The 16,018-nt window shown below is 73.1% G+C and carries 14 protein-coding genes; 8 read left to right on the top strand and 6 right to left on the bottom strand.

The genetic code is table 11. The features are described 5' to 3' along the window. Positions 1 to 94: 94 nt before the first annotated feature. From RM445_RS12230 to RM445_RS12215, 4 genes are all read left to right on the top strand, one after another. Complete coding sequence (locus RM445_RS12230) at positions 95 to 703, top strand: hypothetical protein (protein WP_311556324.1); 609 nt, start codon at positions 95 to 97, stop codon at positions 701 to 703. A 40-nt stretch (positions 704 to 743) separates the two neighbouring features. Beyond that, complete coding sequence (locus tag RM445_RS12225; RefSeq protein WP_311556323.1) at positions 744 to 1,937, top strand: serine hydrolase domain-containing protein; 1,194 nt, start codon at positions 744 to 746, stop codon at positions 1,935 to 1,937. A 61-nt stretch (positions 1,938 to 1,998) separates the two neighbouring features. Beyond that, positions 1,999 to 4,560 (top strand): ATP-binding protein, encoded by a 2,562-nt coding sequence (locus RM445_RS12220; RefSeq protein WP_311556322.1) that lies wholly within the window; start codon positions 1,999 to 2,001, stop codon positions 4,558 to 4,560. Between the two features lie 50 nt (positions 4,561 to 4,610). Continuing rightward, the gene (locus tag RM445_RS12215; protein WP_311556321.1) at positions 4,611 to 7,184 is read left to right on the top strand and encodes an ATP-binding protein; all 2,574 of its coding nucleotides are present in this window, start codon (positions 4,611 to 4,613) and stop codon (positions 7,182 to 7,184) included. A 16-nt stretch (positions 7,185 to 7,200) separates the two neighbouring features. Here RM445_RS12215 and RM445_RS12210 read toward each other — a convergent pair whose 3' ends face one another. Further along, positions 7,201 to 7,794 (bottom strand): DUF5698 domain-containing protein, encoded by a 594-nt coding sequence (locus tag RM445_RS12210; RefSeq protein WP_311556320.1) that lies wholly within the window; start codon positions 7,792 to 7,794, stop codon positions 7,201 to 7,203. A gap of 103 nt (positions 7,795 to 7,897) precedes the next feature. Continuing rightward, a complete protein-coding gene (locus tag RM445_RS12205) occupies positions 7,898 to 8,746 on the bottom strand; it encodes a class I SAM-dependent methyltransferase (RefSeq protein ID WP_311556319.1) in 849 nt (282 codons plus the stop codon). A 182-nt stretch (positions 8,747 to 8,928) separates the two neighbouring features. Between RM445_RS12205 and RM445_RS12200 the strand changes: the two genes are divergently transcribed. Continuing rightward, positions 8,929 to 9,960: a Gfo/Idh/MocA family protein gene (locus RM445_RS12200; RefSeq protein WP_311556318.1), complete on the top strand. Its 1,032-nt coding sequence runs from the start codon at positions 8,929 to 8,931 to the stop codon at positions 9,958 to 9,960. Between the two features lie 9 nt (positions 9,961 to 9,969). Here the strand turns inward: RM445_RS12200 and RM445_RS12195 are convergent, their stop codons facing one another. Next, entirely contained in the window at positions 9,970 to 10,581 is a 612-nt protein-coding gene (locus RM445_RS12195) for a hypothetical protein (RefSeq protein WP_311556317.1), read from the bottom strand. 136 nt (positions 10,582 to 10,717) lie between these two features. Continuing rightward, entirely contained in the window at positions 10,718 to 11,329 is a 612-nt protein-coding gene (locus tag RM445_RS12190; protein WP_311556316.1) for an SDR family NAD(P)-dependent oxidoreductase, read from the bottom strand. 62 nt (positions 11,330 to 11,391) lie between these two features. On the opposite strand from RM445_RS12190, the gene RM445_RS12185 reads away from it, so the two are divergent. Beyond that, complete coding sequence (locus RM445_RS12185; protein ID WP_311556315.1) at positions 11,392 to 13,083, top strand: IucA/IucC family protein; 1,692 nt, start codon at positions 11,392 to 11,394, stop codon at positions 13,081 to 13,083. Here RM445_RS12185 and RM445_RS12180 read toward each other — a convergent pair. After that, on the bottom strand, positions 13,055 to 13,840 hold the full coding sequence (locus RM445_RS12180; protein ID WP_311556314.1) for an SAM-dependent methyltransferase: 786 nt from the start codon (positions 13,838 to 13,840) through the stop codon (positions 13,055 to 13,057). The two genes, RM445_RS12185 and RM445_RS12180, sit on opposite strands and share 29 nt — an antisense overlap. Before the next feature lie 310 nt (positions 13,841 to 14,150). Between RM445_RS12180 and RM445_RS12175 the strand changes: the two genes are divergently transcribed. Together RM445_RS12175 and RM445_RS12170 are read left to right on the top strand one after the other, a co-directional pair. Next, positions 14,151 to 14,474, top strand: a complete 324-nt coding sequence (locus RM445_RS12175; protein WP_311556313.1) for a DMT family transporter — start codon at positions 14,151 to 14,153, stop codon at positions 14,472 to 14,474. Continuing rightward, positions 14,467 to 15,027 (top strand): TetR/AcrR family transcriptional regulator, encoded by a 561-nt coding sequence (locus tag RM445_RS12170; RefSeq protein ID WP_311556312.1) that lies wholly within the window; start codon positions 14,467 to 14,469, stop codon positions 15,025 to 15,027. The genes RM445_RS12175 and RM445_RS12170 overlap by 8 nt, the downstream gene beginning before the upstream one ends. Here RM445_RS12170 and RM445_RS12165 read toward each other — a convergent pair. Continuing rightward, positions 15,018 to 15,857: an EamA family transporter gene (locus tag RM445_RS12165; RefSeq protein WP_311556311.1), complete on the bottom strand. Its 840-nt coding sequence runs from the start codon at positions 15,855 to 15,857 to the stop codon at positions 15,018 to 15,020. The genes RM445_RS12170 and RM445_RS12165 overlap by 10 nt on opposite strands. Between the last annotated feature and the right edge of the window lie 161 nt (positions 15,858 to 16,018).

The following is a 16,018-nucleotide window of genomic DNA, read 5'->3' as shown; positions in this document are numbered from 1 at the left end:
GAGGATTCGACCGCAGCGGCGGCCCCGGTTCAGAAGAAGGATCCGCAGGCCGGCCTATGTTCCGACGGCCGATGATCCACTAGCGTCCGCAGACGTGAACAAGTTGGGGTTCGTGCTCGGGTTCGTGCCCTGGATCGTGTTCTCGCTCGTGGCCCAACGCCTCGACGCGAACGGGGTGGCGTGGAGCGCGACGATCGCCGTGGTCATGACCGTGGTCGCGCTGGTGGGCGCACGAAGGAAGCACGGACCGACGTTCCTCAGCATCGCGTCGCTGGTCCTGTTCGGTGTGATCGCCGTGGTCGGGTTCGTCGGCGGGCCCGGGGTGGACCGGTGGCTGTTCGAGTGGGGCCGGCCGCTCGTCGGCGTGGTGCTGGGGCTGCTCGTCCTCGCGACTGCTCCCGTGCGGCCCTTCACCGAGGAGTACGCGCGGCAGAGCGTGCCGCGCGAGTACTGGGGCTCGCCGACGTTCCGACGGATCAACACCGTGCTCAGCGCCGTCTGGGGCGCCGGGATCCTCGTGATCGGGCTCGCCGCCGTCGCGGTCACCGCGCTCGACGCCCACGCCACGGACGCGACCCGGAACAACACCGTCGACCTGCTGCTGAACTGGGTCGTCCCGATCGCGGTGATCTGGGGCGCGATGAAGTTCACCGCCACCTACCCCGACCGCGTCGACCGCGCGGCCGACCCGGCAACGTCCTGAGCCGTGCCCGTGACCACCCGGAACGCGAGGTACTGACATCGTGCTGCGCTGCAAGGTCCTGATCGCCGTCGCCGGACTGCTGACGCTCGCCGCCTGCGCCCCGACCGGCCCGACGACTTCCGCACAATCGGCCGCCCCGTCGGCGTCCGCGACGGCGACGGCGACGGCGACGGCGACGGCCGGCTTCACCGCGGACCAGCTGGCCCGCATCGACGACGCCGCCGCGAAGAGCCTCGTGAACGGGATGACCGGGGCGGTGGTGAGCGTCGTCGACCCGGCGCACGGCACGCTCCTGAAGGCGTACGGCAGCGCGGACACGGCGGGCACACCGCTGCGTCCCGACGCGCACTACCGCATCGCCAGCGTCACCAAGACGTTCACGGCGTACGCGGTGCTGCGGCTCGTCGACGAGGGCAAGGTGGCGCTCACCGACCCCGTCTCGCGCTACGTCGCCGACATCCCCAACGGCGACACGATCACCGTCCGGGACCTGCTCGCCATGCGCAGCGGCGGCTACGACTTCACCGACGACAAGGCGTTCTTCGCCCGCTACCTCGCCGAGCCCACGATGCCGTGGACCGACGACGACACGCTCGCGATCATCCGCGCACACGCTGCGGAGTTCACGCCGCCGAACCAGCAGACGAAGTACGACAACTCGAACTACGTCCTGCTCGGCCTGGTGATCGCCAGGGCGAGCGGGCAACCGACGCCGCAGTACCTGGCGGGCCTGATCCGGGAGCTGGACCTGCCGGCCACGTCCTACCCGTCGGACGACGCGCTGCCCGAGCCGGCCCTGCACGGCTATCTCGGCGACGGCGCGTCGCCGGCACCTCCCGGGGGCTACCGCGACGTCACCGCGAGCAACCCGGCGGTGGCCGGAGCCGCGGGCGCCATGGTCTCCACCGTCCCGGACATGGCGCGCTACGCCGCCCTGCTGGCCACCGGTACCGGCCTGGCGCCGGCCACCGCGGCACAGCGCCAGAGCTGGACGCCGCTGACGAACTCCGGGATCCGGCTGCAGTACGGCCTGGGCGTCACGCAGCTCGGCGACTGGGTCGGCCACGACGGCTCGATCTTCGGCTACAGCGACATGGTGTTCTACCTGCCGAGTCAGCAGGCCACCGTGGTGGTGGCGAGCAACGTCGCGGACGCGCAGGCCGTGCCGTCGCAGGCGCTGTGGGGCGAGATCGTCAAGATCCTCTATCCGGACTCGCTGCCGTCCTGGCCCTGACGGCGTGCAGCCGTACTCCTGACCTACCGGAAAAGCCCGATTCGCACAGTACGATCGGCCCGTGCGCCTGCTGGAGCGCGAGCATCCCCTCGACGTGCTCGAGGAGCATGCCCGACGGGCCGTCACCGGCCGGGGCTCCGCCGTCCTCGTCGCCGGCGACGCCGGGATCGGCAAGACCGCTCTGCTGCGCGCCTTCGTCGAGCGACCCCGGGCACCGGCGCTGTGGGGCATGTGCGACTCGCTCAGCACACCGCGCCCGCTCGGGCCGCTGCGTGACGTCGCGGACGAGCTGGCCCCCGCCGTGGCCGCCCTGCTCCGCGGCACGGCGGCCCAGCACGAGATCTTCGCGGCGACGCTGGACGCACTCCGGACCTGCCCCCGGATACTGGTCGTGGAGGACCTGCACTGGGCCGACGAGGCGACGCTGGACCTCGTGCGGTTCCTCGCCCGCCGGATCACGACGCTTCCCCTGCTGCTGGTGCTGTCCTACCGCGACACGCTGGAGGTCGACCATCCGCTGCGGCCCGTCCTCGGCGACCTCGTCGCCACTCCGGACGCGCGACGGCTCCAGCTGACCCCGTTGAGCCGCGACGCCGTCGGCACGCTCCTCGACGGGCACGGGCCCGACCCGGCCGAGGTGCACCGCCGCACGGCGGGCAACCCCTTCTTCGTCAGCCAGATCCTCGCCCAGCCGGAGTCCCCGCTGCCCGAGAGCGTCCGCGACGCCGTGCTCGCGCGGATCGCCGGGCTGGCCCCGGATGTCCGGCACTGCCTGGAGCTGCTCTCGTGCACGCCCGAGCCGATCGGGCGGGAACTGCTGGGGGCCCTCGGGGTGTCGACGGCGACGGTCGGGGTGCTCGCGGCCACCGGTCTGGTCGACCGACACGGAACGGGGGTCGCGTTCCGGCACGAGATCGCCCGGTCCGCGGTCCTGGAGGCGTCGGCACCCGGCTCCGAGCAGGCACTGCACGCGGCGATGATCGACGCGCTCGAGGCCGTCGGCGGCGATCCGAGCGTGCTGGCCCACCACGCCGCAGCGGCCGGCGACGCCGCGCGGGTCCTCGAGTACGCGCCGGCCGCGGCGGCGGAGGCCTCCCGATCCGGGGCGCGCCGGGAGGCCGTCGCCTTCTACGAGACCGCCCTGCGGCACACCGGGGCCGACGCCGCCACCTGCGCCACCCTGCTCGAGGCCCTGTCCACCGAGCTGTACCTCGCCGACCGGCTCCGCGACTCCATCACGACGCGCCAGCGGGCCCTGGAGATGCGGCAGAGGTCGGGAGATGTCGTGGCGGTGGGCATAGGACACACCGCGCTCGCCCACTTCGCGTGGGGCGCGGCCGAGCGTGCCCTCGCCGAACGGCATGCCCGGTCCGCCATCGAGATCCTTGCCGGCACCGACGACCACCGGGCGCTGGGCTTCGCCCTGGCCTGGCACGCCTTTCTCGCGGCATGGCGCGGCGACGCCGCGGAGGCGCGGCGGGCCGGCGCGCACGCGGCCAAGATCGCCGACGAACTGGGCGACGACGTCGTGCTGCGCAGCACGGCGTCCATCGGGCTCGCGGTCAGCCGCCTACTCGAGGGCGACACCGGTGGTCGAGCCGATCTCCTCGCGGCCACGGAGGTCGGCCTGGCGCACCGGCGCGACGACCTGGCCACCACGCCGATGGCCAACCTCTGCCACTACGACGTCGAGCAGGGGCGCCTGGTCGAGGCGGAGCAGTCGCTCGCCCACGGGCTCCGCATCAGCGAGGAACGCGACGCCCCGATCTGCACCACGTACCTGCTGTCGGTGCGCGCCAGGCTGCGGCTGCTGCAGGGGCGTTGGGCCGACGCCGAGGACGACGCCCGCGCCGCCCTCCGGTCCGGCGACATCCCCCTCGGCGAGGTGTGGCCCCACCTCGTGCTCGGGATGCTCGTGGCCCGCAGCGACGGGCCACCGGTGAACCCGCACCTGGACGAGCTGTGGCGCCTGGTCACCACGCTCGACGAACCCGGCATCGTCGCCGCCGCCGCGTGCGCGCTGGCCGAGAACGCCTGGATCACCCGGCGGCCCGACCCCCGGCTCGACGATCCGCTGGTGACCGGGCTCCTGACGCAGACATACACCGGCCGCGACGCCACCGTCGCTCCGCTCCGCCGGTGGTCCCGGCGGCTGGCCGGCGCAGGCCTGCCGGGAATCGGGCCGGCCGTCCCCGATGCCGCGCCGCGGCCCGCGTCGGACGGCCAGCCGTACGAGCAGGTGCTGGCGCTCTGGGACGCGGGGTCGCCCGACGACCTGCTGGCCGCCCTCCCACTGCTCGACCGCCTCGACGCCAAGGCGGTGGCCGCCCTCTTCCGTGCCCGGCTGCGCGAGACGGGCGTGAGCGCCGTCCCCCGCGGCCGGCTGCCGGCCACCCGGGCCAACCCGGCGGGACTCACCGGCCGCCAACTGGACGTGCTGGCCCTGCTCGTCGACGGACTGAGCACCACCGAGATCGCCGCACGCCTGGTCATCTCCCCCAAGACCGCCGACCACCACGTGTCGGCGGTCCTCGGGAAGCTCGGGGTCCACTCGCGCGGTGACGCCGCTGCGGCCGCGCGCCGCCTCGGCGTCACGGTCGCAGCGAGGACGGCGCCGGCCTGACCGCGACCGGACGGTGTTCACGGCCGTCCCCTTCTCCTACAGTTCCCGGAGTGCGGCTGTTGGAGCGCGAGCATCCCCTCGACGTGCTCGAGAAGCACGTCCGCGGGGCGATCGCCGGTCACGGGTCGGTGGTCCTCGTCGCGGGCGAGGCGGGCATCGGCAAGACCGTCCTCCTGCGCGCCTTCGTCGATCGGGTACGGGACCGGGCGCAGCCACTGTGGGGCATGTGCGACTCGTTGAGCACGCCGCGCCCGCTCGGCCCGCTGCGCGACGTCGCGCACGACCTGGATCCGTCCGTGCCGGAACTGCTGCGCGGCACGGCGGCCCCGCACGAGATCTTCGCTGCGACGCTGGACGCGCTGCGCACCCGCCCGCGTGTGCTGGTCGTGGAGGACCTGCACTGGGGCGACGAGGCGACGCTGGACCTCGTGCGGTTCCTCGCCCGCCGGATCGCGACGTTGCCGCTGCTGCTGGTGCTGTCCTACCGCGACACCCTGGACCTCGACCACCCGCTGCGGGCCGTCCTCGGCGACCTCGTCGCGTCACCCGAGGCCCGCAGGCTCCAGCTGACCCCGCTGAGCCGGGCCGCCGTCGCCGCTCTCCTCGACGGGCACGGGCCCGACCCGGCCGAGGTGCACCGCCGCACCGCGGGCAACCCGTTCTTCGTCAGCCAGATCCTTGCCCAGCCGGGCTCCCCGCTGCCCGAGAGCGTCCGCGACGCCGTGCTCGCCCGCATCACCGGGCTGGACCCGTCGGCCCGGCAGTGCCTCGAACTGCTGTCCTGCACCCCCGAGCCGGTCGGCCGGGAACTGCTCGACGCGCTCGACGTGTCGCCGTCCGTCGTCGGCGCGCTCGCCGCTGTCGGCCTGGTCGACCGGCACGGACGCGGTGTGGCGTTCCGGCACGAGATCGCCCGGTGCGCGGTCCTGGAGGCGACCGCCCCCGGCTCCGAGTCGGCGCTGCACGCGGCGATGATCGACGCGCTCGAGGCGGCCGGCGGCGACGCCAGTGTGCTCGCGCACCACGCCGCTGCGGCCGGCGACACCTCCCGGGCGCTCCGGTACGCCGCCGACGCCGCGGCCGAGGCGTCGCGCTCCGGAGCACACCGGGAAGCCGTCGCCTTCTTCGAGACCGCGCTGCGGCACGTCGGGAACGACGCCGCCACCCGCGCCGGCCTGCTTGAGGCGCTGTCACTCGACCTGTACCTCACCGACCGCCTCCACGACGCGATCGCGGCGAGGGAGCAGGCGCTGGAGCTGCGGCGCGCGCTGGGAGAGATCGTCGCCGTCGGTGCCGGGCACACCGCACTCGCCGGTTTCGCCTGGTACGCCGCCGATCGCGCCCTGGCCGCGCAGCATGTCGACGCCGCCGTCGAGATCCTCTCGTCCGCCGACGACCCTCGCGCACTCGGCTTCGCCCTGTCCCGGCACGCCTTCCTCGCCGCGTGGGCGGGCGACACCGCTGAGGCCAGACGGGCGGGCGAACGCGTCACGGCGATCGCGGGCGATCTGGACGGCGACGCGGTGCTGCGCGGCACCGCGTCCATCGGGGTCGCGGTGGCACGTCTGCTCGAGGGCGACCTGAGTGGTCGGGCGGACCTGCTCGACGCCACCGCCGTCGGCCTGCAGTTCCGGCTCGACGACCTGGCGACGACGCCGATGAGCAACCTGTGCCACTACGACGTCGAGCACGGGCGCCTCGGCGACGCGGAGGAGTCGGTGGCCCAGGCGCTGCGCATCAGCGAGGAGCGCGACACCCCGATCTGCACCGCCTACCAGCTCGGGGTGCGGGCGCGGCTACGGCTGCTGCAGGGGCGCTGGACCGAGGCCGACGACGACGCCCGCGCCGTGCTGCGGTCGGGCGACCTCCCGATGAGCCAGCTGTGGCCGCACCTCGTGCTCGGCGTGCTCGTCGCCCGCCAGGACGGGCTGCCGGCGAACCCCCACCTCGACGAGCTGTGGCGGCTGGTGGCCAAGTTCGACAATCCCGGCATGGTCGCGGCCGCCGCGGCCGCGTTCGCGGAGAACGCCTGGATCACCCGCCGTCCGGATCCTCGGCTCGACGATCGGCTGGTGACCGGGCTCTTCGCCCGGACCTACGCCGGCCGGGACGCCGCGCTGGGTCCGCTGGTGCGGTGGTCGCGGCGCCTCGCCGACGCCGGCATACACCGAGCGGCGTGGGCCTCCGGGGCGACCGCGCCCGTCGCCGACGACCAGCCCTACGAGCGGGCGATGGCGCTGTGGGACGCCGGGTCGACCGACGACCTGCTGGCCGCCCTCCCGCTGCTCGACGATCTCGACGCGCGCGCGGTCTCGGCGCTGTTCCGCGCCAGGTTGCGCGAGGCCGGGGTCAGCAGTGTCCCCCGGGGCCGGCTGCCCGCCACCCGGGCGAACCCGGCCGGGCTGACGGCCCGCCAACTGGACGTGCTGGCCCTGCTCACCGAAGGCCTCAGCAACAGCGACATCGCCGCACGCCTGGTCATCTCCCCGAAGACCGCCGACCACCACGTGTCGGCGATCCTGGCCAAGCTGGACGTCCGCACCCGCGGCGAGGCCGCCGCCGTCGCGCGGAGGCTGGGTGTGGTGGACGCTCCCGTGGACACGCCGGAGACCGCGCGGGCATGAACCGCCCGCGCGGCCGTCACGACGCGACGGGCACGGGGTCGTCAGCTGCGTTGCGGATGCTCCGCAGCAGCCGGGCACCCTCGGCCACCCCGACGAAGCCGGGCGGCAGCGCGACCCGGGCCGCCGACCGCAGGCGGATGCTGGTGTGGAACCCGTCGGGCGCGAACAGTCCGAGATCGCGCTCGATCTCGGCCGTCCGGCCGGGGTCGACCACCACGAACAGGACCGTCGCCGCACCACCGAGCCCGACGGCAGGGTGCGCGGTGACGGGCCAGCCCCGGGCCCGCAGTTCCCCGGCAGGCCCGCTGCCGTCACCGGGCACGACCACCCGGTGCTCCACCGGATCGCCGGCGAAGCGCCCGTCGGCGACGACGCCCAGGTACACACCGAGCGCGACACCGACGGCGTAGCCGGCGACGTTGGCCGGTCGGTCGAGGTTGGTCACGACCTGCCCGAGCGCGACGACCGAGAGCACCGCGTTGACGGCGCCGAGCACCGCCGCGACCCGTTTTCGTCCACGGGTCGCGAGCGCGACCCGGACTTGCCACACGGCTACTTCCAGGACGACCATCCCGGCGATCAGCACCGGCTGGACGACTGTGGACCACATCTCTACTCCTCATCGGTCGCTCAACGCAGCGCTCGCCGCCCGGCGCTGAGGCCGGGGGCGAGCGCGGTGCCGGTGTCGGTGTCGGTGTCGGTGTCGGTGCTGCTCAGCCCTGCTTGCGGGCGGTGAAGAGCAGGTACTCCCAGTCCATGACCGTCGTCGACCCGGTGCCGCGGTCGTACCGCGTGGCGAGAGCGGTGAGGTCGGCGTCGAGCGCGGCGACCTCCTGCGGGTCGTCGCCGACGAAGCGGTACACGGCGATCGTCGGTCCGTAGACGGTCTTCCAGTAGTCCTTCCACGCCTCGGGCGACGCGAAGAGGTCCGAGGTCATCGTCTGCCGCTTCGCGACGACGTCGGTGACCCGGTCGCCGAGCAGTGCCCGGACGTGGTCCTCGTCGCCCCAGAGCGGCGCCGGCTGCGCCCCGGGCGGCGGCGGGGGTGCGTAGGGCTTCATCGTCCGGAACAGCTCACCGACGAACCCCGTGGGGGTCCAGCTCAGCAGGCCGATCCGCCCTCCCGGTCGACACACCCGCAGCAGCTCGTCCGCAGCGATCTGGTGGTGCGGCGCGAACATCACGCCGACGCAGGACAGCACGACGTCGAAGCTGTCGTCGTCGTAGGGCAGCGCCTCGGCGTCGCCCTCCTCCCACGTGATCTCCACACCGTTGCGGGCGGCGAACTGCCGCCCGGCGACGAACAGCTCCGGTGTCAGGTCCGACGCCACGACCTCGGCGCCGGCCAGCGCGGCCGGCACGGCCGCGTTCCCGGTGCCCGCGGCCACGTCGAGCACGCGGTCGCCGGCGCGTACGCCGGTGGCCGCGACCAGGGTCGGTCCCAGCTCGGGGATCACGTCGATCGCCACGGCCGGGTAGTCGCCCAGCGCCCACATCGCCCGGTGCTTCGCCTTGAGCGCCCGATCGGTGGTGGTGTCGATCGTGCTGGTCGTCTCGCTCACTGTGTTCTCCTCATTCGGTTCTGCGAACGAGGAGAACGTTAGGAGCGGGACCGGTCCCGACTCGTCGGGCGAACCACCCCATCTCCGGCGGACGGCACCCTATTTCGGGGTGGGCACCCTATGCTCGGCCTGCCGATCGACAGCGTGCAGCGACGCGGGTACCGGCGACCTCTGGAGGACATGTGCGGCTGGGACTGGTCGGGTACGGCGTCGGCGGCCGGTACTTCCACGCACCGTTCGTGGCCGCGGCAGAGGGCGTCGAGCTGGCCGGGGTGGTCACCCGCTCCCTCGCCCGCCGCGACGAACTGGCCGCCGAGCTCCCCGGGGTACCCGTCTACGACTCGCTGACCGAGATGCTGGCCGCCGGGGTCGACGCGGTCACGATCACGACCCCGCCGCACACCCGCCGTGCCCTGGTGCTCGAGGCGATCGCGGCGGGGGTACCGACGATCGCCGACAAGCCCTTCGCCCCCGACGCGGAGGGTGGCCGGGAGCTCGTTGCGGCCGCGGCCGAGGCGGGCGTCCCGCTGAACGTGTTCCACAACCGGCGCTGGGACGCCGACATCCAGACGCTGGCCGCGGTGCTCGAGAGCGCCGAGCTCGGCGAGCTGTGGGGCGTCGAGTCGCGGATGGACCAGGCGAACGCGGCCACGTTGGAGATCGGCCCGGACGCCGGGCTGCTCCGCGACCTGGGCAGCCACCTGGTCGACCAGATGCTCTGGCTGCTCGGCCCGGCCCGTACCGTGTACGCCGAGCTGGACCACGTCGAGCCCACGGGCGGCCGCACGGACTGCCGCTTCAACCTGTCCCTCACCCATGACGACGGGGTGCACTCCCGGGTGTCCGCCAGCAAGATCAACTACTTGGAGGACCGCGAGCTGCGGGCCTACGGCAGCGGTGGCTCCTACGTCGCCCACGGCACCGACGTGCAGGCCCAGGCCGTCTTCGCCGGCAGGCGACCGGTCGACGAGGGCGACAAGTGGGGCTACGACGCCCCCGGGCACTGGGGCACGCTCCACACCGCCGCCGGTTCCCGGCAGGTGCCGTCCGAGCGGGGCGCCTACCAGGACTACTACACCCGGTTCGCCGCCGCGCTGCGCGGCGACGGCGACTTCCCGGTGCCGGCGGAGCAGGCGGTGCACACCCTCGAGGTGTTGGACGCCGCCCGGCTCAGCGCCGCGGAGAACCGGGTGGTCGAGCTGCCGCCGGACTGAGCGGCGCCGTCAGACCGACTCGGGGACCCGCAGGTGCGCGAGCACCAGCTGCAGCTCGTCGACCTCGAGGACCTCGCCGTCGACGTGCCCGGCGCCGTACTCCCGCACGCCGGCGGCGAGCATGCGCGTGCTGTGCATGGCGTCTTCGCTGTCGAAGGTCACCGACGAGACGGCGTGCCCGGAGGGTCGGTCGAGAAGGAGGCTGGCACTGCAGAAGCCCGCGAACTCCGCGATCTGGGGCAGCAGCACCATCCGGTAGAGGTCGACGAGGCGGTCCGACTGATCCGGCTCGACGTGCACCCAGGTGACCCGGACCCAGGCGCCCGGGCCCGACGTATGGTCGCGGTGCAGGACGGCGATCTCCCAGTCCTCGACCTCCGGCATCTCGGACCCGACCGCCGCGCTGTCGATCATAGCGCTGTCGATCATGGGTCGCATCCGCTCCTCGGCGGTCGCCGCCTCCGCGGTCCGCCACGCGCTCGTGACGATGCACCGGCCGGACCTGCGGTTGACGAGCATGGACAGGCCCACGGACCCGTCGGCCGCCAGCACGGCCGGCATCATCTCGTCGCGGACGCGGGCCACCGCCGCGTCGATCGACGACACGCGCACCTGAGCCATGGTGGAACGTGCGTACACGGTCCACCCCCCTCCGGGATCGGGGTGGTGCCCCGGCGGCCCCACCGGTCCACCCCACCCTCCTCCCGCGCACGGTCTGCGACAAGGCCGTCACCCGTCCGTCTCGGCCTGCTCGTCGTCAGGCCGAGGAGCCCTCCTCGCCGGTGCGGAAGTCGAACCCCGCGGTCAGGCCGCCGTCCGCGGTGAGCGTCGACCCGAACACGGCCGACGCGGCCGAGGAGAGGAGAAAGAGCGCGGCACGGGCGACCTCGTCGGCGCCGGGGATCCGGCCGATGGGCTGGCGGGCCTGCCGCGTGGCGAGGAACTTCGCGGGGTCGGCCGCGGACGCGAGGTGCCGCTCGAACAACCCGGCCCGCATCGGGCCCGGCGCCAAGATGTTGATCTGCACTCCACGCCGGGCGTAGTCCAGGGCGATGGTGCGGACCGCACCCGTCAGGGCGGCCTTCGACGAGGAGTACGCAGCCAGCTGCTGCTCGCCGAACTGTGCGTTCACGCTGCTGACCGCGACCGCGGCGCCGTGGTCGGCCGCCGTCAGCAGCGGCAGGAGTGCCTGCAGCGCGACGACGGTGAAGGCCTCGCTCTTGCCGAGGTCGACGGCGGCCTCGGCGACGTCGACCCCGTAGACCCGCACCCCGGTGTCGAGGAGCAGCCTCGCCGTCTCCTGGCCGAGGCCGCTGGACGTCCCGGTGACGACGACCTGGTCGGGCAGGCGGATGCTCCAGTCGATCATTGCTCTCCTCGCGGGCGGTTTCTGCGACGATCGGCCGACGTCCGCTGCCTACGATAGGCAGCGTGGCCGTCAGCGCTTCCGCCGTCGCGCGGGCGGAGCAGCCGGTCCTGGCGGAGCTCGCGCAGCGTGACCCGGGCCTTCTCGACAGCTACCGCCATCACGTCCGTTCCGCGACGCGCATCATCGGTGAACGGCTCGGACGCGCCGCGACGGCCGAGCGGGTCGCGCTCGACGAACTCCCCGACGCCGCGATGCGCCGGCTGGGGAACTGCGTCGCCAACTACGCCCTCGGCCTGCTGGGAGCGCAGCTCAGGGGCTGCCGGCTGCTCGAGCAGACGGGTGGCGGGCACACAATGGCGTCCTGGGCGACGGCGCGGCGCCTGACCGATCCGGGCTGGAGCGTCCTGGCCTTCTTCGAGCAGTGGGTGATCGACGGCCATCCGCTGCATCCGGCCACCAAGGTGCGCGAGCCCATGAGCGCCGCCGACGTGCTCGACACCTGCCCCGAGTGGGGCAACGTCGTGCCGCTGGCCGTCGCCGCGCTGGCCCCGGCGGTCGCCGTCGAACACGGCGCGCTCAGCCGGCTGCTGCTCGCCGAGCATCCGGACCTGCAGACCGCCCTCGCCGACGAGGGTCTGCCCGCCGCCTCGACGACCCTGATCCCCCTGCACCCGTGGCAGGTCCGCAACGTCGTCGCCGATCGCTACGACCCCCAGCTACGAAGCCACGAACTCCGGATCCTGAAGCCGACGATCCCGGCACGCCCGCTGGTGTCCTACCGGACGCTCGTCCCGTTGCCGACGCCGCGCGCCCGGCACCCGCACCACCTCAAGACCGCGCTCAGCGTCCGGCTGACGAACGCGATGCGCGGCAACTCGCCCGCAGCGGTGCACAACGCGCCGGAGGTCTCCGCGCTCCTGGCCGGGATCGTGCAGGACGAGGCCGGGTTCGACGGTCGGCTGACGGTGCTGGCCGAACCGGCATCAGCTCGGTTCGCCGCGCCGGGCTCCACGACCGACGACGCCACGGGGCTCTCCCGCAGTGCCGCCATGTCCGCGATCGCGCGGCAGAACCCGGAAGACGGGCTCGACCCCTCCGAGGTCGTGCTGCCGACCGGGGCGCTGTGGGCGACCTCGCCACTGTCGCAGCGGCCGATCCTCGGCGAACTGCTCGACGAGCTCGACGCCCCGGACCGGGCCCGAGCGGCGGAGCTCTTCGTCCACGACTACGCCCGCCTCGTGCTCCCCCCGATCCTGACGCTGTTGACGAAGTACGGCGTGGCGATGGAGGCCCACGGCGAGAACACCCTTCTCGTCGTCCGCGGCGGGCGCCCGGTGCGCGCCGTCCTGCGCGATCTCGGCGGAATCCGGATCCACCCGGAGCGGCTCGCCGGGGCAGGCCGACGCGTCGACCTGCTGCCCGGGAACCACCTGCTCACCGACGACGCCGACGAGGTCCGGAACAAGACGTACTACGCCCAGTTCGTCAACGACGCCACCCAGCTGGTGAGCTGCCTCGCCCACCTGTCCGGTTCGCCGCCGCGGACGTTCTGGCGGCACGTCGCGGCGGCGGCACGGGAGACGTTCGACATGCTGGCCCGGAAGCCCGGCGTCCGCGCCGCCGCGCAGGCCGACGCGGCGGCGCTGCTGTCGACGCCGTGGCCGAACAAGGCCCTGCTGTCTATGTGGGTCGGCGGAGCCGTGACCGACTACACCTACCTCCCCGTCACGAATCCCCTCCGCCATCTGTCGTGACGGGGCGCCGCGCCACCAGCAGGAGCCGCGGGCTGCCGAACCGGTACGGCGACCCGTCGGTATCGCCGTACCGCTCGACGCCGGTGAATCCGGCGCCGGCGACGAGCCGGGTCACCTCGGCCGCGGTGTAGACGTACTGCACGGAGGTGCCGCGGTGCACCTCGTCACCGCGGCGGAACGTGAACTCCGTCAGCCAGCGGCTGTCCGCCGTGTCGTAGGTGTTGACCGACGTCGCCTCGACCCCGCCGATGGTCATCGGCTCCTCCTCCAGCGCGAGGCCGGGGAGGAACGACTCGGCGACGAAGCCGTAGTCGAGGACCAGTGCGCCACCGGGCACGACGATCCGGGCCAGGTCGGCCAGGAACACCTGCGTGGCGTCGTGGTCGAGGTAACCGAAGGCGTTGCCCATGCAGATCGCGACGTCGGCCCGCACGTCCGCGGGCAGGTTCCGCACGTCGCCGACCCGCAGATCGACCTCCAGCCGCTCGTCCGCAGCGGACCGCCGGGCGTGCGCGATCGCCTCGACGGACACGTCGATACCCGAGACACGGCAGCCCAGCCGCGCCAGGGGAAGGGCGTGCCGGCCACTGCCGCAGCAGACGTCCAGCACGCGGTGGCCGGCCCGCGGCCCGGTCACGCGGGCGAGGAAGTCGATCTCCGCGGCCGTGGCCTGGGGCGGGACGGCGGCACGCCAGAAGGCGTTGGGCAATTCGGTGAAGAAGTCGTCGTACCAGGTGGACGCGATCTCGTGCGTCATTTCAGGGTGCTCCCGTGCTCGAACAGCAGTGAACCAGCGATGAGGACCGGGGCATGACGGCACACGCGCCGGTGCGCGTGGCGGCGGTCGTCAGAGAGACCGCGTCGGCATCCGCCCCGGAGGAACCGGGGGGACCATGGCATCGCCTTCTCGGTGATCGGCCGGACAGGAAGCCCGGCAGGAGCAACGCCGACAGAGTAGTACGACCTGCGCCTGCTGTCAGGCACCTACCGAGCCTCCAGAACTTGAGCATTCACTCCACTAGTTCGGTATGTTGTGGAGCAAACGCTCAACAAGTGGAGGCACACCGATGTGGTTCTGGCTGGTCGGAGCGATCATCGCGGAGGTGACCGGGACGATCGCCCTCCGGTTCTCCGAGGGCTTCAGCCGGCTGGGCCCGTCGGTCGTGGTGGTGCTCGGCTACGGCGTGGCGTTCTTCTCGCTCTCGCAGGCCCTGGTCCGCGGCATGCCGGTCGGGGTCGCCTACGGCGTCTGGGCCGCCATCGGGGTCACCCTCGTCGCCCTCATCGGAGCGATCTTCCTCGGCGAGTCCCTGACGGTGATCCAGATCGGCGGCATCGCGCTGGTCATCGGCGGGGTTCTCGCCCTCGAACTCGGCGCAGCGCATGCCTGAGCGCGTCGACGGCCGGCGCCGCCGCGGAGACCGGCGCCGCCGCACCCTGCTCGACGCCACCTTGCAGGTGATCGGCCGGGACGGGCTCGCCGCCGTCACCCAACGCGCGGTCGCAGCCGAGGCGGAGCTCCCGCCCAGCGCGGTGTACTACTACTTCCCGACGCTCGACGACCTCGTCACGGCTGCGCTCGTCGACGTCAACGACCGGTTCCTCGCCGAGCTCGCTGCCCTGCCCGACGGCGACGACGCCCTGCGGGCGATCGCCGTCGCGACCGTCGAGAGCACCCGAGGGCGTCGCGTCGAGGTCCTCGCCGAACTGGAGCTGTGGATGCTCGCGACGCGGCGCGAGACGCTGCGCGGCGAGGTCGACCGCTGGAACGCCGGGCTGCGCGACGCGGCCGCCAGGCTCACGGACGACCCGTGCGCGATCGACGCGCTCGTCGCGGTGCTCAACGGCTACTACTGGCAGGCCGTCACCAGCAGCCGGTTCGGCGTCGAGCAGCTCGAGGCCATCCTGCGCCACGTCACCGGAGACCGGCGTACTCAGGACTGACGTTGCGGCGCCTCCCGGTGCACGGCCACCCCGGCGACGACCAGCACGACACCGAGCACCTCCAGGATCGTCGGGAACTGGGCGAGGACGACCACACCGATCACCGCGGCGGTGGCCGGGAGGAGTGACACCAGGAGGGCGTAGCCGTTGCGCGTCAGGCGGGCCATGGCGAGCTGATCGCACACGTAGGGGATGACGGACGACGAGATCCCGACGCCGACGCCCGCGGCCAGCGCGATCGGGTCGAGGAGAGCGGGTGCGGCGTCGACGGCACCGAGGGGAACGGCGACGACGGCGGCCAGCAGCATCGACAGCGCCAGGCCGTCGATCCCGCGGACGTGCGGGCTCTGCGCCACCCGGTGCCCGAGAACGATGTAGAGCGCGAACAGGACGGCGTTGGCCGCGGCGAACGCGAAGCCGAGGGGCTCCGCGACCAGGCGGACGTCCGAGAGCAGATACACCCCACCGACCGCGAGCCCGAGCGCGAGGAGATTGCGGCCGGTGCGGGTGCCGATCGCGGCGAGTGCGACGACGGGGAGGAACTCGATCGCGGCGACGGTGCCGAGCGGCAGTCGGTCGATGGCGAGGTAGAAGAGGCTGTTCATCACTGCGAGCACCGCCGCCCAGACGCCGAGCAGCCATCGGGTACGCCGGTCGAGCACCCGCCAGACGCGCCACGGCCTGCGCCAGAGGGCGAAGATCAGAGCAGCCGAGGCGATGCGCAGCCACGCCACGCCGAGGGGCTCGACGCGCACGAACAGCAGCACGGCGAACGCCGGCCCGAGGTAGTGGAAGATCGCCGACACGACGAAGTACGCATGCGGCGGCACCCGCCCTCCACGGGCGAGCAAGGGTTCGAAGCCCGATTTCGGCATGCCGTTATTGTCGAAGGGAAGAGCCGAGAACGGCATACCGATCAGAAGGCAGGTGCGGCGCTGTGGTGTCGAAAAGGAATGATCGACTACCAAACGGCCTTCAGAACGACGGAGCC

Origin of the sequence: Pseudonocardia charpentierae, assembly GCF_031845345.1 — a bacterium.
GTDB classification, from domain to species: Bacteria; Actinomycetota; Actinomycetes; order Mycobacteriales; family Pseudonocardiaceae; genus Pseudonocardia; species Pseudonocardia charpentierae.
This window is presented reverse-complemented; position numbering and strand designations above follow the sequence as displayed.